Genomic DNA, 18,443 nt, shown 5'->3' on the forward strand with positions numbered 1-18,443 from the left:
TGTTTAGATGACTTTTGCTTCATTTCTTAGCAGGTCTGTCAGTTCCTTGACCTGATCCTGAAGCTCGCCGCTCAGCACCTTGCCACCCTCTTTTTTCTCCGGTAAGAAACGTTCGATTGTTTTGATTTTAAATGGCACATCGTCTTCATCTAGATCTAGATCGTCTAATTCTAATTCTTCTAAAGGCTTTTTCTTTGCCTTCATGATGCCTGGTAACGATGGATAACGAGGCTCATTGAGACCTTGCTGCGCGGTGACCACTAGCGGGAGCTCGGCAGAAATCACTTCCACATCACCCTCTGCATCTCGCTCAATTGAAGCTGAGCCGCCGTCGATTTGAATACTTGTAATGGTTGTGACATATGGAAAGCCGAGTAATTCAGCAAGACGCGGGGCCACCTGTCCAGACCCGCCGTCAATCGCTACATTCCCTGCTAAGATCAAGGAAGCTTCTTTATCTTTGAAATAGTGATATAGAATCGTAGAAGCGGAAAATTGATCCCACTCCTCCAAATCATCTTCAACATTTAATAAAACGGCTTGATCGCAGCCCATTGCAAGTGCTGTTCTAAGCTGCTTCTCCGCATCTTCATTGCCCACTGTCACGACCGTTACTTCTCCCCCGTGCTCATCCCGAAGCTGAATCGCTTCTTCAATTGCGTACTCATCATAAGGATTAATAATGAACTCTGCCCCATCTTCTTGAATAGCACCAGACTGAATAGAGATTTTCTCTTCCGTGTCAAACGTACGCTTCATTAAAACAAAAATATTCATTCATTTCTCCCCCTTGTGTCGTACTAATCCCTTATTCCCCTTTAAAATTCGGTTTACGCTTTTCGATAAAAGCTTGGATGCCTTCTTTGGCATCATTCGACTGGAACACTTCAGCAAACTTTTTGGCTTCCAGCTTCATTCCGCCATCATATGAGTACACTTTTGTCGCATTCAATAACTCAAGCACATACTCAAGCGTTTTAGGGCTTTTCGCTGCAAATTTCGCCGCCAATGTTTTCGCTGTTTCCAGCGCTTCTTCCTCTGTTTCCGCAAGTTTTGAAACAAGTCCGCAGGCAAATGCTTCTTCTCCTGTAATTGGCTCAGCTGTTCCCATCATTTCAAGTGCTTTAGCTGATCCAACGTAGCGAGGCAGGCGCTGCGTTCCGCCGAATCCTGGGATAATACCGAGATTTAATTCCGGCAGTCCCAGCTTTGCATCTTTTGTTGCGATTCGAATATCACACGACATCGCCAGCTCAAGCCCGCCGCCTAATGCTGCCCCGTGAATGGAAGCAATCACCGGTTTTGGACATTGTTCAATTCGTTCAAACACTTGCTGTCCTCTGTCTGCAAGGCTGGCATAATCAGACTCTTCCTGCAAGGTCGTAAATTCTTTAATATCAGCACCTGCTGAGAAAAATCTACCTTCTCCATGAATGACAATAGCTCTCACTTCACTGTTTTGTTCAAGCTGATCAAACATGTCGTTGAGTTCAGTGAGAAGCTGAGAGGATAAGGCATTTGCAGGCGGGTGTTGAATCGTGATGAGTGCTGTCTGTTCGTCTTGGTGTAAGCTAAGTATTTTTTCCATGTCAATCATCCTTTTTCAATTGTCTTTAAGATTGATGTATTCCGTTTAAGAGCAGATCATGTACACTTTCTGCGAGTGCAGGCAGGTCATACTTTTGATCATTCATGACCCATGTTGTAGCGGTTTCATCAATCGTCCCAAATACCATTTGTCTCGCTAAGCGGACATCTAGATTTTGTCTAAATTCTCCTGTCTTCTTTCCCTCGGTTAAAATGGAGTCTAGCATATTTAAATACCCTTTCAGCACCTCATTGATTTTTTGGCGCAGTTCAAGGTTTGACTGCCTGAGTTCAAGCTGTGTCACAAGGGCCAAATGATGGTCTTGCGATAGCAGGCGAAAGTGTTCTCGAATGAGGAGAAGAAGCTTTTCTTTCGCAGACGGTTTCTTTTGAATATCGTTTTCCATCCGTTCGATGAATTGTCCCATTTTTTCTTTAAACAACGAGATCAAAATATCCTCTTTGTTTTTGAAATAGAGATAAATGGTTCCGTCTGCTACTCCTGCTTGTTTGGCAATCTTTGAAACTTGTGATTGATGGTAGCCGTTCTCTGCAATCACCACAACGGCTGCATCAATAATTTGCATGTACTTCGGTCTTTTCTGCTTCAATGTGCTTCGTCCCTTTCTAAATTGAATGAGCATTCATTCATAACTTTATGTTAAAAAGAAACGAGTGATTTGTCAAGTGATGTTCTTCTTTCTTTTCAACCTTTAGCATACCAGAGCAGACACGTACAATTCAAATCATCCGGCCGCTTGACCGGATGATGCTGGTTCATTCTCTCATTGATCGACTGGTTCTTCTGTTGAAGATGATTGCTTTCTTTTTTCTTCTTCAATTAACACTCTGCGCAAGATTTTCCCTACAGCCGTTTTAGGCAGTGATTCCTTAAATTCGTAGACACGCGGCACTTTAAATGAGGCAATTCTTGTTCTAACAAAACGATCCAGTTCATCCTCTGTTACATAGGCATCCTTTTTCGGGACAACAAAGGCTTTTACTGTTTCCCCTCTATACGGATCTGGAATACCCGCCACAACCACTTCTTGTACAAGCTCATGCTCATAAAGGGCTTCTTCAACCTCTCTTGGGTAAATATTATAGCCGCTCGCGATGATGACATCTTTTTTCCGGTCTACGATATAGAAAAAACCATCCTCATCCATATACCCAATGTCTCCTGTGAAAAACCAGCCGTCTCTTAACACTGCCGCTGTCTCATCCGGCTGATTCCAGTACCCTTTCATGATTTGAGGACCTTTGACGATAATCTCTCCATGCTCATATGGCGCTTTGAGTCCACCCGTTTCTTCACAATAAATACCGGCATCCGTATTCGGCCAAGGGCACCCGATACTTCCTATTTTGTTCGCTCCCCATAAGAAATTGGCATGAGTGACAGGAGAAGTTTCTGAAAGTCCATACCCCTCCACCAGCCTTCCTCCTGTTAGTTTTTCAAAACTCTGTTTGACTTCAACAGGAAGAGCGGCCGATCCGCTTAAGCATGCGGTGATGGATGATAGGTCATACTTCTCAATATTCGGATGATGAAGCAGGGCAATATACATCGTTGGTGCTCCTGGGAACAGCGTCGGTTTCTGTTTTTCAATGGTCTTCAAGGCATCCGCTGCATCAAAACGCGGAAGAAGAATCATTTGATGACCTTCTTTGACTGCAAGGTTTAGCACGGTCGTCATGCCGTATACATGAAAGAACGGAATGATCCCAAGAATCCGCTCTTTTCCGCGGTTCGTTTTATACATCCAGGATGTACACATTTCTGTATTGGCTACTATATTTTCGTGTGTGAGCATAACCCCTTTTGGTAAACCGGTCGTTCCGCCTGTATATTGCAAAACTGCGACATCCTCTTTCGGTTGAAAGGATATTTGCGGAATCTGTTCTCCTGACGACTCTTTCATGATCTGTGAGAAATGATGAATGGAATCACTCTTCTCCACTTGGATGACCATGTTGTTTTTCCTTCGCTGGACAATCGGAAACAATATGTTTTTCGGAAATGGCAAGTAATCTTGTAATTTTGTGATGATCAAATGTTCCATACTTGTCAGCGCTTTCATTTTATAGGCCTTTGGATACAGTAGATCGAGAGTGATCAGCACCTTAGAGCCGCTGTCCTCCATTTGATATTCCAGTTCTTTCTCCGTATAAAGCGGATTGGTTTGAACGACAATGCCGCCTGCTATTAAAACCGCATAATAAGAAATCACCGATTGCGGGCAGTTTGGCAGCATAATCGCTACTCTGTCGCCTTTTTTGACACCGATGTCAATCAAGTGACTGGCTAATTTCAGTGCATCTTCTTGTAACTGCTGGTAGGTGATGTTTTTTCCTAAAAAATGAATGGCTGTATGCTCAGGTGCTGCCTCTGCGGAGCTGAATAAGTAAGATTGCAACGTTTCATTTGGGATGGTGAGTTCGTGGGGAATTTGATTCGGGTAATGCAGAAGCCAACGTTTATCTGACTGCATAAAAACCCTCCTTCCTGAACTTTCGTACTATTTTATTATAGCAAACTTTTCCTTATGGCTGTTTGCTTTTTTCAAATCGAGCTCGTTCCATGACACATCTTCATTTTTTCGCCGGTGTTTCTATAGAGGCTCTTTTCCCTTCATGATGCCACTTTTCGTATAATCCACCGATCGCACGAAATGACTCATGGACTCTCTCCACGATCTGTTTATGGATACTAGGGTCATTAGGTAAATGTGTGTGGATGTTGTCCACTTGATATTGTCTCATCATGTCTAGATACACAGTTAGAAAGATGGTGTCTTCTAAAATCCAATAAACGACTTCATCCGCCTCTTTTGTTCTTTTATGAAGCACTTTAATCCCTCGTTCATATTGAATAAGAATATAGCCGGCTGGATCAATTTCAATATAGGGGCTCAAATCATCAAAAAAACCAGTCGTTTGAAAAGGACGTGCAATATACGGTTCATATATGTCTTGGGGAAGAGATGTCTTTTTGAGACAACTGTCAATGCGCTTTATGAGTTCGCCTTTTTGCAAGATTTGATTCATTCTGATTCGCCGCCTTTGATGAGTGAAAAGCTGTCAAGGTTTTCCCTGACAGCTTTCTAGAATGTATTCTTCATTTTACAGGAACATGTAAACGGCACCAATAACCGCAAAAGTGCAGGCAACTACAATTAATACTTTGGCTAGTTTTTCCATGTCGTCTCCTTAAATGCCGGCTGCAACTACATATGACAGCCCAACAGAAATAATGAGTGAAATAAACCCGACCGCTCTATTATCATTCTCAATCTCTTTGTCTACTTTAAATCGTGGTGTTAAAAATTCAAAAATGAAATAGCTGACGAGCAGCATCACAAAGCCGTATACGCCCCATCCGACCATTTGAAGAAGCGAGTTGTGCTGGGCGATGGAATGCTGAAAGACATTGGCAATCCCAAAAATCTTCCCGCCGGTTGCCATAGCAACAGCTAAGTTCCCCCGCTGAATCTCTTCCCAGTTTTTATAGGAGGTCACGAGTTCAAATATGGTCAGAAATAAGACAAGACATAGGACGGCCACGCTGTAATAGGCGGCAATTTCCACAAGTTCATTTTCCCAAAAGGCTTTCATGCGTTTTCTCCTTTTTACTTTAATTCGACGATGGTGACGCCTGATCCTCCCTCGCCTTGTTCTCCAAAACGAGCATTTTTTACACTACGGTGCTGTTTTAATAATTCCTGGACCCCTTTTCTCAAGGCGCCAGTGCCTTTACCGTGAATGATCGACACACGCGGATAGCCAGCTAAGACGGCATCATCTAAGTATTTCTCGACTCTGCTTAAGGCATTCTCATAACGCTCTCCTCTTAAATCAAGCTCAAGTGATACATGATAGTCTTTTCCTTTGACCGCCGTGATGGCTTTCTCTTGTTTAAATTCCGGTGCTGATTTGATAAATTCCATATCTTTTTCTTTTACTTTCATTTTTAGAATGCCCATTTGGACACTCCATTCTTTGTTACCCGTTTGTTCGATGAGCGTTCCTTTTTGGCCAAACGTCAGCACTTTGACTTCATCGCCTGGCTTTAGCTGTCTTGCTGCTTTTTTCACCGGCTCTGGTTTTTTCTTACGGTCAAACTCAGGGACAGCTTCTTCAAGACGCTTTCTCGCATCAATGAGTTCATGTTCTTTGAATGAACGATGCTCACTTTTAATGGACCGAAGCTCTTGAATAATCTCTTCTGCTTCTTTTGTTGCTTGTTCAATTTTTTCTGCCGCTTTTTGTTCAGCTTCTTCCAGCAGTTTGTCCTTTTGTTCATTCCATTCAAGGATTTGTTTTTGCAATTCTTTATGGAGCTTCTCTGCTTCTTTTCTATAGAATTCCGTCTCATGCAGTTCTTCTTCTGCTTGTTTTTTGCTGTCTTCTAATGATGCAATCATCTGATCGACTTCATTATGTTCCGCATGCATATCTGCTTTTGCACGGTCAATTAAATGATGAGGCAGTCCTAGACGCTTGGAAATTTCAAATGCATTACTTCGTCCCGGCACCCCGATGAGCAAGCGATATGTAGGAGATAAGGTTTCAATATCAAATTCTACACTCGCATTTGTGACGCCTTCTCGGTTATATCCGTATGCCTTCAGCTCAGGATAGTGAGTCGTTGCGATGACGCGCGCATTTGTTTGATGAACTTCATCTAAGATGCTCATCGCAAGTGCTGCACCTTCAGCAGGATCTGTCCCCGCACCTAATTCATCAAATAACACAAGTGAATTAGACGTCAAATGCTTTAAGATATCCACAATATTGACCATATGAGATGAGAATGTACTCAAGCTCTGTTCAATAGACTGCTCGTCTCCAATATCAGCAAAGACTTGATCGAATACAGCCACTTCTGATCCTTCTTCGACTGGAATATGAAGACCTGCCTGCGTCATCAGCGTAAGAAGTCCAAGTGTTTTTAAAGTGACGGTCTTACCGCCTGTATTTGGACCTGTGATGACGATCGTAGAAAAATCTTTGCCTAGCTCAATATCATTTGCCACAACCTGATCTCGTGGCAATAGGGGATGTCTTGCCCGTTTTAAATAAATCTCCCCTTGGTTATTCACAGTAGGTTTTGTGGCTTTTTCTGCTTTTGCATATTTGGCTTTGGCGAAAATAAAATCTAATGTCTGAAGTTCATTCACATTATGAAGCAATTCATCAATATGCTCTGACACACTCGCTGTTAGCATTTGCAAAATCTTTTCAATCTCTTGCTTTTCTTTTAGGCGAGTTTGCTGCAAGGTGTTATTTAAATCCACGACCACCTGCGGCTCAATAAAAAGAGTTGCGCCTGAAGAAGATTGATCGTGAACAATCCCCCCATAATTCGAGCGGTACTCTTGTTTTACGGGAATGACAAACCGATCATTACGAATGGTCACAATGGTGTCTGACAGCATTTTCGAGGCAGATTGTGAACGAATCATTGATTCTAATTTATCTCGTACTTTTGATTCTAGTGATCGTAACTGCGTTCGTATGGTGCGGAGGGCAGGCGTTGCGTGATCAAGCACTTCTCCATTGTCACCAATACAGCTTTCGATTTCTTTTCTCACGTCTGGCAGTAAAATCAGCGATTCTGCATATGTATGAAGACGGGGTATCTCTACTCCGTCCTCATACATAGAGGTGAGAAAGTGCTTCATGTTTTTTGTGGTATATAACAGCGCCGCAATTTCCATCAGCTCAGCAGGGCTTAATATACTGCCTATTTCTGCTCGTTTGACGCCTCGTCTAATATCCGTTAACCCGCCAAACGGCGCAGATCCTTTTAAACGAATCACATCTTGCGCTTCTTCTACCTCTTCTAGCAGATGCTGAATGCTCTCGATATCTGTGAGTGGTATTAAGTCCTGCGCTTTTTCTTTCCCTAAAGTCGAAGCAGTATAGGACATGACTTTTTCTTTTACTTTATGAAATTCTAATGATGCTAACACTTTTTGTTGCAGCATGGTCCAGCCTCCTAACGACTACCTGTCACGCGTTAAAAACTTTTTCATCTCATTGAGTGAAAATGTATTCACGACATTTGCTTTTGGTGTCCAGCCCTTTCTTGCAGCTGTGACACCGACGTCCATATGATCGAGCATGGCGATGTTGTGTGCATCTGTGTTGATCATGATGTTCACACCCGCTTCGTTTGCTTTCATTAAATGCTCTGTTTTTAAATCAAGTCTTGACGGGTTGCTGTTGAGTTCCAGTGCAGTGCCCGTTTTTTTCGCAAGCTCTATGAGCTGATCAATATTTAAGGCATAGCCGTCTCGTCTACCGATCAAACGGCCAGTTGGATGGGCAATTAAATCCACATGCTGATTATTCAAGGCATTTTCTAGGCGCTCCATAATGACTTCCTCCGGCTGAGAGAAGCTAGAATGAATAGACGCAATGACAAAATCCATGTCTGCTAGAAAGTCATCATCATAATCTAACGATCCATCCGGCAGAATATCCATTTCGACCCCTTTGAAAATGTGAAAATGTTCGAATTCTTGATTCAGCTTGTCAATTTCTTTTGCTTGCAAACGCAAACGTTCTTTTGTTAAACCGTTTGCTACTTTTAAATATTGTGAGTGGTCTGTGATCGCCATGTATTCATAGCCTTTTGCGATACATGCCTCTGCCATTTCGCGAATAGAAAAAGCGCCATCACTCCATGTCGAGTGCATATGAAGATCGCCTTTGATATCTTTTCGTTCTACAAATTGCATACTTTCTTTATACGAATCAATCTCTGCTCCGGTTTCACGAATTTCTGGCGGAATGAGCGGAAGTTGGAAATGTGCATAAAAAGCGCTTTCGTCTTCAAATGTTTTCACATCCCCAGTTTCGATCGTTTCAACCCCATATTCACTAATACGCTCACCGCGCTCCTTCGCAAGCTGTCGCATACGAATGTTATGATCTTTTGAGCCAGTGAAATGGTGCAGCGTTGTTGCAAATTGGTCTGTTGTCACAAGCCGGAAATCTACACTGATTTCAAAATCAAGTGCAAGCATGACCGATACCTTCGTATCACCGCTCGCAATGACATCTTTGACATCATCAAGAGCAACAAGCTGCTTTCTCACTTGTTCAGGGTTATCAGTCGCAATGATGTAATCTAAATCTTTAACCGTTTCACGCGCACGTCTTAAACTGCCCGCTCTTGAAAAACGGATGATTCCCTCCATCTGTTCCAGCGCATCATCAATTCGCTCTGCCACATCTAATGCAAAACCAATTGGCAGTCGTTCTGGCTGCTTTCCCGCCTCCTCAAGAGCGGCAAGAATCTTTTCTTCTGTTTTTTTGCCAAACCCAGCAAGCGTTTGTACTTTTTCCGCTTCACATGCTTCTTTTAAAGACTGTGCATCGTGAACACCAAGCTCTTGGTAGAGCTTAGCAATCTTCTTCCCGCCGAGTCCTTGCAATTTTAAGAGGGGGACAAGTCCTTCAGGCACTTCTTTTTTTAATTGTTCGAGTGTTTCAGACTGTCCTTTTTGGATATACTCTGTGATCACAGCAAAGGTCCCTTTTCCAATGCCGGGTAATGCTAATAGGTCATCTATTTGAGAAAGACTGCGGTCATCTTGTTCCAGTGCCGCAGCTGCTTTACGAAAGGCAGAAATTTTAAAAGGATTGTCTCCTTTTAGCTCCATATAGACTGCAATTGTTTCAAGAAGTTTGATAATATCTTTTTTATTCATCTCTCATCCTCCAGCCGCTTTGGCATCTTCCTATATAAATATACAAACTTTCCCTTCATCCGACAACTTTCTGTCATGGAATGAGAAAAAACTTCTCCAAGAAAGGAGAAGTTCTTAAACTCCATACGTCGACCAGAGGTCTTTGACAAGACCGGACAGGTAAGGGGTGCTATTTACGATCACATCTGCTAACATTGATTTGCTCATCATCGTTTGAAGCGCATCGACTGGAAGTAATGCGGCCACAAACAATAAAATAAACACAAATAGATAGGTTTCAAGAAATCCTAAAACAGCGCCAAGCAGTTTGTTGACCTGTTTAATCACAGGGATACTTGCAATGGTTGTGAGCAATCCGCCGATGATAGCGAGCAGGATTTTGGTCAAGATAAACAGAATGATAAACGCAATGGTATTATAATAAGCTGTTTCTAGATTCCCACTAAAGAAAGCAAGCTGCGCTTGACCGCCGCTAAAATTAGGTGCTGGAATCCACGTAAGCTGTGGTGCAAGTGACTGATAAAACAGAGAAGCCACTAAAATAGAAACAACAAAGCTAATCAATTTAATAAATTGAAGAATAAACCCGCGTTTTAGACCGACAAGCGTTCCCATAAGAAGCAAAAACAAAATGATGATATCGATCACGGTAATTTCATTCCTTTTCTTTTAGATGAAGCTCTAGTTTTTCGTATTGCTCTTTTAATTTCAAGTAGTCGTGGACGACATTGACTGCTGTCAGTACAGCTAATTTGTTTATATCAAGGTATGGATTTTTTTCATTGATTTCTCTCATTTTATCATCAACAATTGAAGCAACATGTCGCATATGCATCTTCGTTTCTTGACCGATGATCGTATAGGACTGTCCGTAAATCTCAACTGTTGTTTTCGTTTTACCGCCGTCAGACAACGTTTCTCCTCCATTCCACGAGAATCCTAGTCTCTATCATAACATGTTTAGACATTGAATGGAAAGACGAGCCCTTCCCTGTTATGGTACACTTTAGAAATCAATGATATCAAGGTAAAAAGGAGTTATCCACTGTGCCCCAATCCGTCTTAAAAGCAACATCAGAAGACATGAAAAAAATGAAGAGCGTGTACGCTCAGCATTTAACTGACACTTTGCCGCCAGGCGCTCTATTTCAAGCAAAGGTTCCCGGCTGTACGATTACAGCTTACAAATCTGGAAAAGTGCTGTTCCAAGGACAAAAGGCAGAAGCTGAAGCGAGTCAGTTCAACCATTTACAAGCAACTGAAACAAAAAGCAAAAAAACACCATCCATCACACAGTACAGCCCACCACCCGGCATTGCTTCCATGTCGGTTATTGGCTCAGATGAGGTCGGTACTGGCGATTATTTTGGACCCATTACGGTCTGTGCGGCTTATGTTGATTCCAGTCAGCTTGCTCTCATGAAAGAGCTCGGGGTGAAAGACTCAAAAGGACTCAAAGATCCGCAGATTATCAACATTGCCAAAGACTTGATCAAAACCATCCCGTTCAGCCTTCTCGTGCTTCGGAATGAAAAATACAATGCGATGCAGGAAAAGGGCATGAGCCAAGGGAAAATGAAGGCACTGCTTCATAATCAAGTCATCACCTCCGTGCTAGAAAAACTGGATGGCAAGAAACCAGAAGCCATTCTCATTGACCAATTTGCCGAACCAGGCATTTATTTCAGGCACCTTGCGGGGAAAAAGATCATTCGGGAACGTACATATTTTAGTACGAAAGCAGAAGGCATTCACTTATCAGTTGCTGCAGCTTCTATTATTGCAAGGTATGCTTTTTTAATTGAAATGGATAAATTATCAAAAGCAGCGGGCTTTGACATTCCAAAAGGGGCCGGTCCGCATGTTGACAAAGCGGCAGCAAAGCTGATGAAACAGCACGGCGAAGAGGCTTTACGCCAATTTACAAAACTTCATTTTGCCAACACCCAAAAAGCGAAAAAATGGTTATAATTAAAAAAGAGCTATCGCCCATAAGGTGATAGCTCTCAGATTGTTGACAAAGGGCTAAAATGAACTTGATTTTAGCCCTTTGTCTTCTTTTCAGCGTGATAGAAAACCTTTGCAGTCTAGGAAGGACGAGCACTGGCACAGAGCGAATTTGACATTCGTGAGTACCAGCGCGCAGGACTGACAACGAATGCGAGGGTTTGTCTACACGCTAAGAGCTATCGCCCATAAAGCGATAGCTCTTTTGATTATCCGCGCAAGACGGCTTGATACGTATCTTCTAATGCTTTCAATACGTTTGTATGAACAGCCGTGACTTCTTCCTCGGTCAACGTTTGTTCTGGGTTTAAATACTGCAGAGAGAATGCAACAGATTTCTTACCTTCTTCCATATGCTCACCCTCATACACATCAAAGACGGAAAGATCTGTGAGCAATTGGCCGCCAGCTTCATAAATGACTTGCTCCAGCTGTCCGCTTGAAATATGCTGATCGACGACAAGTGCGATGTCTCTTGTCACTGCTGGGAATCTCGGAATTGCCGTATATTTCATATCCTCTGTTTCAGACGTCATCACATCTGTTAAATCAAATTCAAATACATACGTTTCTTTTAAATCTAATTCCTTTTCCACTACTGGATGAAGTGCAGCTACAAAGCCAATCACTTTTCCATTTAAATGAACATCGGCTGTACGTCCTGGGTGAAGGCCCTCACGCTCTGCTTGAACATACGTGATCTCTTCTGATACACCAAGCTTTTCAAACAGCCCTTCTGCAATACCCTTCGCAACATAAAAATCGACAGCTTTTTTCTCGCCCTGCCAAAGATTTTTATGCCATAAGCCTGTCAGCGCACCAGCGACATGTTCTTTCTCCACCGGTTTTGCCCCTTCAGCTTCTGCTAAGAACACAGAACCCGTTTCATAAAAGGCAAAAGAATCAGCTTGTCTTGCTAAGTTATATGCAACAGAATCAAGTAAGTTTGGCAGAAGGCTTTGTCTCAGCACACTTCGTTCCTCACTCATCGGCAAGGAAAGTCTTGTTTGATAAGCTGGATTTAAAGCAAAGGCTGTGGACTTATGCTGATTCGTTAATGAATACGTAATCGCTTGAGAAAGCCCTGCGCCCTCTAAGAAACGTCTCACCTTTCTGCGCTTCACTTGGTATGGCGTGAGACCGCCAACGGTACCAGCTGTCGCAGGGAGTGTAGATGGAATATTGTCGTAGCCGTATAATCTCGCGACTTCTTCAATGAGGTCTTCTTCAATCGTAATATCCATTCTGCGGGAAGGAACCGTTACGACAAGCACATCATTTGATTCGCCCACAGTAAAGCCTAGTTTGTTGAAAATCTGAATCATATCTTCTTTTGAAATGCTCATACCAAGCACCTTGTTCACACGCTCAGTTGATACGTGGATGACATTCATACTTGTTTCAAGGTGGTTTTCCTCAACTGTACCGCTTAGCACTTCGCCGCCTGCATAGGTGCTGATCAATTGCGCTGCTCTTTCGGCTGCTGATTTCGTCCGCTGCGGATCGAGCCCTTTTTCAAATCGTGTGCTTGATTCACTGCGAAGCCCTAAGTCTTTAGATGCTTGACGGACGGTTTGACCGTTGAAATATGCCGCTTCTAAAAGAATCGTTGCCGTCTCATCACGCACCTCTGATTCAAAACCGCCCATGACGCCTGCAACAGCATGCGCTTTTGTGCCATTTGTAATGACAAGATGCTTCGAAGACAATGTACGTTCTTGTTCATCCAGAGTTTGAATCATTTCATTTTCAGCCGCTTTTCGTACGACCACCTGCTTTGAACCAAAGCGGTCATAATCAAAGGCGTGTAGAGGTTGACCGTATTCAAGTAAGACAAAATTCGTAATATCCACGACGTTGTTAATTGGGCGGATACCTGCATTCATCAATCTTGTTTGCATCCAAAGTGGTGCTGGCCCAATCTTTACATTTTTAATGATCTTCGCTGCATAAAGTGGATTCGCTTCTTGATCCTCAATTTTAACAGAAATATAGTCTGCTGCTTTTTCAGAAGAAGTGTCATGCGCTGTATCAGGAAGCTTGATGTCTCTCCCTAAAATGGCGGCAACCTCATAAGCGACACCTAGCATATTAAGGGCATCGGCACGGTTTGGTGTTAAGCCAAGCTCAAGTACCGCGTCATCTAATTGAAGCGCTTGAAGGGCATCATCTCCTGGTTTCACGTCATTCGGGAAAACAAAGATGCCTTCTGCATATTCTTTTGGTACGAGCTTGCTCTCTACGCCTAATTCTTGCAGAGAACAAATCATGCCATGAGACTCTTCACCGCGCAGTTTTGCTTTTTTAATTTTAAAGTTTCCAGGAAGGACTGCACCAACCGTTGCGACAGCCACATGCTGTCCTTTATCCACATTTGGAGCCCCGCATATAATTTGCACCGGTGCGTCTTCGCCGATATCAACAAGACATTTGTTTAATTTATCCGCATTCGGATGCTGTTCACGTTCAATGACGTGTCCAACGACAACGCCTTTGATGCCTTCGCCTTTATACTCAACGGCTTCCACTTCAATTCCGCTTCTTGTGATTTTCTCTGCTAATTCATCCGGCTTGATGCCTTCTAAATCGACATAGTCCTCTAACCATTTATATGAAACAAACATGTTGATTTCCTCCTCTTAGTCCTGCTTAAATTGCTTCGTGAATCTAATATCATTTGTGTAGAAATGACGAATGTCATCTATGCCGTATTTCAGCATCGCAATACGTTCAACACCCATTCCAAAAGCAAAGCCTTGGTAAGTATCTGGATCAAATCCGCTCATTTTTAATACATTCGGGTGAACCATTCCTGCACCTAAAATTTCAATCCAGCCTGTTCCTTTACATACGGAACAGCCTTTCCCGCCGCATTTAAAGCATGACACATCAACTTCAACGGAAGGTTCTGTGAATGGGAAAAAGCTTGGGCGCAGTCTAATTTCACGATCTTCCCCAAACATTTTTCTTGCGACTGTCTCAAGCGTTCCTTTGAGGTCACTCATGCTAATATTGTGATCTACCACAAGTCCTTCAATTTGCATGAATTGATGGGAGTGAGTGGCATCATCGCTGTCACGTCTATATACCTTACCAGGACAGATGATCTTCACAGGACCTTGGCCTTTATATTTCTCAAGTGTACGTGCTTGAACGGGTGATGTTTGTGTTCTCATGAGTGTGTCTTCAGTAATATAGAAGCTGTCCTGCATATCACGTGCAGGGTGTTCTTTTGGAAGATTGAGCGCTTCAAAGTTATAGTAATCTGTTTCCACCTCTGGGCCCTCTTCAACGGTATAGCCCATGCCGATAAATAAATCTTCAATATCTTCTACGACAATCGTTAATGGATGTCTTGCCCCGATTTTGATCGGACTTGCTGGCAATGTGACATCAATGGTTTGAGAAGCCAGTTTCTTTTTCACTTCTTCTGCTTCTAGCTGCTCATTTTTTTCAGCAATGGCACCAGCAATCTGCTCTCTCACTTCATTTGCAAGTGCGCCCATTTTTGGTCTTTCTTCAGCGGAAAGCTTGCCCATTCCGCGCAGCACTTCTGTAATCGGACCTTTTTTCCCTAAATATTGAACACGAATGTCATTGACTTCTTTGAGCGAGCTGGCTGCTTCTACCTTCGCTATCGCTTCTGTTTCAAGCTGTTTTAACGTTTCTTGCATGAGTGTCATCCTCCTTTTAATATACAAAACCGTCTGAATAAACGGGTGTTTGATTGTTTGAAGACAATAAAAAAACCCGCCCCTCCAAAAAAGAAGGGACGAGTTGTGGTCGCGGTACCACCCTTGTTAAGCACAAATACATGTGCGAATAAGCTTCATTGACATAACGGAATCAAACGAATCCGGTCCACCTTTACGCAAAACCTGCGGTCCCGGTGACAACTCCAGAGGTGAATTCCTGTTTCAGCATTCCTTAAATGCACTTTCAGTCTACGATGCATTCTCCCTAATAGGACGCTTCGTGAAACAATCTTCCTCTATCATGGTTTTTAAAATATTAGTTTCATTATAGTGAAAAATAGGACGTGATGCAACACTATCCGCGCAAATGATAGACAAGAACTGCTGCTGCCACAGCCACATTTAATGATTCCGCTTGTCCGTACATTGGAACATATAAATTTTGATCTGTCATTTGAAGAATCTCTGGATCAATACCTGCTCCCTCGTTGCCTACAATTAGCGCAAATGGACCTTCTGATGCTATGTGTCTATACTCTTTCGCATCTTTCAACGCACTGCCATATACAGATATGCCTTGCGCCTTTAATGCTGGAATTGTCTGTTGTAGCGTTTGTTTTAAGATAGGCAGGTGAAAATGAGACCCTTGTGCTGAACGGAGCGTTTTTCCGTTAAACGCATCAACGGTTCCATCCCCTAGAATCACAGCATCAAGCCCCGCTGCATCTGCTGTCCGAATGAGTGTGCCTAAATTTCCCGGATCCTGCACTGCATCTAACAGAAGCATTCGTTCATACTTTTTCTCCTCAAATACAGGAATGGTACAAACCGCTGCGATTTGCTGTGGTGTTTCCGTTTCCGTCATCGCAGTAAAAGCCTCTTCACTTAATTCATACAGCTCAATGTCAGGCTCGATGTCAGCAGGGAGCATGTCAGGTGTTGTGATCATTAACTCTTTCACAACCCCGCTCTTTAATGCTTCTTCTACTAAGTGTTTTCCTTCAACAAGGAACAGCCCTGTTTTCGTTCGTTCTTTTTTTGTATGGAGCTTTTTCCATTGTTTAATGTGTGCGTTTTTAGCTGATTCTATATATTTCAAGCGACTTTAACTCCTTTAAATATCATGAATTTATTATATCTCAAGCACACTACATAATAAACCTGTCTTTGAGACAGAATAGGGCTATCACCATCAAAAAAGGAGTGTGGGCAATGGATTTTAATTTAAGAGGCGCAGTGATTCAAAACATTACTGGCCATAATCAAGAGCAGCTTGAGCATACGATTTTAGATGCGATTCAAAGTGGCGAGGAAAAAATGTTGCCAGGTCTTGGCGTTTTGTTTGAGGTGTTATGGCAAGAGGCATCAGAAGATGAAAAAAATGAAATTCTTGAAACATTAGAGCAGGGCTTAAAGCCTGAGCATCAGCAATAACAAGAAGCCGGTTTGCTTATCTATGAGCAAGCCGGCTTTGTTCATTTAGCCAGTGATTGGCGTCTCCATTCGAAGAGCTGGATCGCGCCAGATCTCGACCCATTTTTTAATAGCGAACACGATAATGACAAAACCTAAAATCAGCATAATCATCGAAAGCACGGCATTTAGTACACTGTAGCCAGATGCTTCAGGATTGAGATAGACATTCGCAACCATCCAATAACCCGCATAATTCACCGTCACATATAAGTAAGCAAGTGGAATTAAACAAGTCAACATATACCGCCTTTTATCCGCAATTTTTAACACAACCGTCGCCCCAATGATTAATCCGACCGAGGCCATTAGTTGGTTTGACACACCAAAGAGTGCCCAAATGGACCCAATGTCTCCAGAGTAAAGCAAGTATCCCCACATAAAACAAGCAAGTGCACTCGCAAAGACTGACCCTGGTACCCAGTCATTTCGTTTCAGCGGTTTATATGCTTCTCCAAAGAAGTCTTGGATCAAATATCGCGCGACACGGGTTCCTGCGTCAATCGCCGTTAAAATAAAGACGGCTTCAAACATAATCACGAATTGGAAGAAATAAGAGGCCAAATGACTAAAGAACGGAATACCCGTAAAGATGTACGCCATCCCTACAGCTAATGTAACAGCTCCACCTGTTCTTCCTTCTAAGTCAAGACCGATTTCTTTGCTTAGTTGAGGAAGATTCTCGACACTCATACCAAGCGTACGGAACACTTCAGGTGTACTATTAATTGCAAAATAATCTCCCGGATGAAGCGCAGTAGCGGCAATTAACGCCATGATTCCCACTAAACATTCTACGAGCATCGCGCCAAACGCCACCGGCTTCATATCACTCCAACGATCTAGCATTTTTGGCGTTGTGCCTGAGCCAACAAATGCATGAAAACCAGAAATCGCGCCACAAGCAATGGTAATCGAAATAAAAGGCCATACAGGTCCAGCTAAGACAGGCCCTCCTCCATTTACAAACTCCGTAAACGCCGGAAATTGGATGGTTGGATTAACCACAAAGATTCCCGCAATCAGCGCGATGAAAACACCAATTTTCATAAAACTGCTTAAATAGTCTCTTGGTGCCAAAAGCAACCAAACCGGCAGGGCCGCAGCAAAGAACGCATAGATTGGCAGGGCAAGGGCAAGCGTTTTTGTATCAAGTGTTAACAATTCTCCAAGTGCTGTTCCTTGAATATTCGGTCCAAGGAATACCCCCAACATCAGTAATATGAATCCCGCAGATGTCGCCAGCTTTAAATTGCCTGTCTTTTTATAATAAAGGCCGACTCCCATCGCTATTGGAATGGTAATACCAACTGCAAAGGTTCCCCAAGGATTTCGTTCTAAAGCATGAAGCACAACCATGGACAGTCCTGCCATTGTAATTGTAATAATAAATAACATGGCGAGCCCTGTGCAAAATCCTGCCACAGGACCAAGCTCCTCTTTCGCTACCTCGGATAGTGATTTCCCCTTTTTTCGCATCGAAGCAAACAAGACCACAAGATCATGAACAGCTCCGCCAATCACCGCTCCAATTAAGAGCCAAAGGAGACCAGGTAAATACCCAAATTGTGCGGCTAAAATCGGACCAACTAATGGACCGGCAGCGGCAATTGCAGCAAAGTGATGCCCAAATGTGACCCATTTGTTTGTTGGCACATAATCTTTCCCATCCTCGAGTGCATGAGCCGGTGTAGGATGATCATCTGTGACCTTTAGTACCTTCACCATCATAAACGTGCCATAGAGGCGATAGGCAATCGCTAAAATACACATCGATCCTATCACAATTGAAACCGCATTCATTTAACCATCCCCTTTGTATAAACAATTTGTTACAAATATAACATAAATTGAGTGATTTTTCTTTCTTTTAAAACCAAGTTGACAAATAGGAATAATTGATTTAATCTAAAATAAGCTTCACCTACTTCCATAAACTCTCTTTTGACAGAGCCTC

Annotated in this window: 16 protein-coding genes; 2 read left to right on the top strand and 14 right to left on the bottom strand. The window is 42.8% G+C overall.

Annotated features, from left to right (window positions below; genetic code table 11):
- Positions 1–3: 3 nt before the first annotated feature.
- From ACSBQP_RS17210 to zapA, 10 genes are all read right to left on the bottom strand, one after another.
- Positions 4–777, bottom strand: a complete 774-nt coding sequence (locus ACSBQP_RS17210) for an electron transfer flavoprotein subunit beta/FixA family protein (protein WP_007501632.1) — start codon at positions 775–777, stop codon at positions 4–6.
- A gap of 31 nt (positions 778–808) precedes the next feature.
- Positions 809–1,588, bottom strand: a complete 780-nt coding sequence (locus tag ACSBQP_RS17215; RefSeq protein WP_017358245.1) for an enoyl-CoA hydratase — start codon at positions 1,586–1,588, stop codon at positions 809–811.
- Positions 1,589–1,613: 25 nt separating this feature from the next.
- On the bottom strand, positions 1,614–2,198 hold the full coding sequence (locus ACSBQP_RS17220) for a TetR/AcrR family transcriptional regulator (RefSeq protein ID WP_017367816.1): 585 nt from the start codon (positions 2,196–2,198) through the stop codon (positions 1,614–1,616).
- 174 nt (positions 2,199–2,372) lie between these two features.
- A complete protein-coding gene (locus ACSBQP_RS17225) occupies positions 2,373–4,082 on the bottom strand; it encodes an AMP-binding protein (RefSeq protein WP_144739826.1) in 1,710 nt (569 codons plus the stop codon).
- Positions 4,083–4,182: 100 nt separating this feature from the next.
- Positions 4,183–4,638, bottom strand: a complete 456-nt coding sequence (locus ACSBQP_RS17230) for an Imm63 family immunity protein (protein ID WP_217816503.1) — start codon at positions 4,636–4,638, stop codon at positions 4,183–4,185.
- A gap of 162 nt (positions 4,639–4,800) precedes the next feature.
- Positions 4,801–5,205, bottom strand: a complete 405-nt coding sequence (locus ACSBQP_RS17235; RefSeq protein ID WP_007501637.1) for a DUF350 domain-containing protein — start codon at positions 5,203–5,205, stop codon at positions 4,801–4,803.
- A gap of 14 nt (positions 5,206–5,219) precedes the next feature.
- Entirely contained in the window at positions 5,220–7,577 is a 2,358-nt protein-coding gene (locus ACSBQP_RS17240; protein WP_217816511.1) for an endonuclease MutS2, read from the bottom strand.
- A gap of 21 nt (positions 7,578–7,598) precedes the next feature.
- Positions 7,599–9,311 (bottom strand): DNA polymerase/3'-5' exonuclease PolX, encoded by a 1,713-nt coding sequence (polX, locus tag ACSBQP_RS17245; RefSeq protein WP_052321052.1) that lies wholly within the window; start codon positions 9,309–9,311, stop codon positions 7,599–7,601.
- A 114-nt stretch (positions 9,312–9,425) separates the two neighbouring features.
- Entirely contained in the window at positions 9,426–9,959 is a 534-nt protein-coding gene (locus ACSBQP_RS17250) for a CvpA family protein (protein ID WP_025207758.1), read from the bottom strand.
- 7 nt (positions 9,960–9,966) lie between these two features.
- Positions 9,967–10,224, bottom strand: a complete 258-nt coding sequence (zapA, locus tag ACSBQP_RS17255) for a cell division protein ZapA (RefSeq protein ID WP_008345998.1) — start codon at positions 10,222–10,224, stop codon at positions 9,967–9,969.
- A 134-nt stretch (positions 10,225–10,358) separates the two neighbouring features.
- Here zapA and rnhC point away from each other — a divergent pair, with 134 nt between their 5' ends.
- Positions 10,359–11,282 carry a ribonuclease HIII gene (gene rnhC / locus ACSBQP_RS17260; protein WP_008346000.1) on the top strand — a complete coding sequence of 308 codons (924 nt, stop codon included), beginning with the start codon at positions 10,359–10,361 and terminating at the stop codon, positions 11,280–11,282.
- A 245-nt stretch (positions 11,283–11,527) separates the two neighbouring features.
- On the opposite strand, the gene pheT is transcribed toward rnhC, so the two are convergent.
- The 3 genes from pheT to ACSBQP_RS17275 all read right to left on the bottom strand — a co-directional run bounded on the left by pheT (position 11,528) and on the right by ACSBQP_RS17275 (position 16,112).
- Positions 11,528–13,942: a phenylalanine--tRNA ligase subunit beta gene (gene pheT, locus ACSBQP_RS17265; RefSeq protein ID WP_435028668.1), complete on the bottom strand. Its 2,415-nt coding sequence runs from the start codon at positions 13,940–13,942 to the stop codon at positions 11,528–11,530.
- A gap of 15 nt (positions 13,943–13,957) precedes the next feature.
- The gene (gene pheS / locus ACSBQP_RS17270) at positions 13,958–14,992 is read right to left on the bottom strand and encodes a phenylalanine--tRNA ligase subunit alpha (RefSeq protein ID WP_008346004.1); all 1,035 of its coding nucleotides are present in this window, start codon (positions 14,990–14,992) and stop codon (positions 13,958–13,960) included.
- A 376-nt stretch (positions 14,993–15,368) separates the two neighbouring features.
- Complete coding sequence (locus ACSBQP_RS17275; RefSeq protein WP_007501648.1) at positions 15,369–16,112, bottom strand: TrmH family RNA methyltransferase; 744 nt, start codon at positions 16,110–16,112, stop codon at positions 15,369–15,371.
- A 113-nt stretch (positions 16,113–16,225) separates the two neighbouring features.
- Between ACSBQP_RS17275 and sspI the strand changes: the two genes are divergently transcribed.
- Positions 16,226–16,447 (top strand): small acid-soluble spore protein SspI, encoded by a 222-nt coding sequence (gene sspI, locus ACSBQP_RS17280; RefSeq protein ID WP_008346010.1) that lies wholly within the window; start codon positions 16,226–16,228, stop codon positions 16,445–16,447.
- A gap of 45 nt (positions 16,448–16,492) precedes the next feature.
- On the opposite strand, the gene cstA is transcribed toward sspI, so the two are convergent.
- A complete protein-coding gene (cstA, locus tag ACSBQP_RS17285) occupies positions 16,493–18,289 on the bottom strand; it encodes a carbon starvation protein CstA (RefSeq protein WP_148780111.1) in 1,797 nt (598 codons plus the stop codon).
- Between the last annotated feature and the right edge of the window lie 154 nt (positions 18,290–18,443).

The sequence above is a fragment of the Bacillus sp. G402 genome (genome assembly GCF_051172515.1).
Taxonomy (GTDB): Bacteria; Bacillota; Bacilli; order Bacillales; family Bacillaceae; genus Bacillus; species Bacillus altitudinis.

Excerpts from the sequence above, each read along its gene's own strand:
- cstA (WP_148780111.1), bottom strand. The coding sequence starts at position 18,289 with ATGAATGCGGTTTCAATTGTGATAGGATCGATGTGTATTTTAGCGATT.
- ACSBQP_RS17215 (WP_017358245.1), bottom strand. The coding sequence starts at position 1,588 with ATGGAAAAAATACTTAGCTTACACCAAGACGAACAGACAGCACTCATC.
- ACSBQP_RS17225 (WP_144739826.1), bottom strand. The coding sequence starts at position 4,082 with ATGCAGTCAGATAAACGTTGGCTTCTGCATTACCCGAATCAAATTCCC.
- ACSBQP_RS17210 (WP_007501632.1), bottom strand. The coding sequence starts at position 777 with ATGAATATTTTTGTTTTAATGAAGCGTACGTTTGACACGGAAGAGAAA.
- ACSBQP_RS17235 (WP_007501637.1), bottom strand. The coding sequence starts at position 5,205 with ATGAAAGCCTTTTGGGAAAATGAACTTGTGGAAATTGCCGCCTATTAC.
- ACSBQP_RS17230 (WP_217816503.1), bottom strand. The coding sequence starts at position 4,638 with ATGAATCAAATCTTGCAAAAAGGCGAACTCATAAAGCGCATTGACAGT.
- sspI (WP_008346010.1), top strand. The coding sequence starts at position 16,226 with ATGGATTTTAATTTAAGAGGCGCAGTGATTCAAAACATTACTGGCCAT.
- polX (WP_052321052.1), bottom strand. The coding sequence starts at position 9,311 with ATGAATAAAAAAGATATTATCAAACTTCTTGAAACAATTGCAGTCTAT.
- pheT (WP_435028668.1), bottom strand. The coding sequence starts at position 13,942 with ATGTTTGTTTCATATAAATGGTTAGAGGACTATGTCGATTTAGAAGGC.
- pheS (WP_008346004.1), bottom strand. The coding sequence starts at position 14,992 with ATGCAAGAAACGTTAAAACAGCTTGAAACAGAAGCGATAGCGAAGGTA.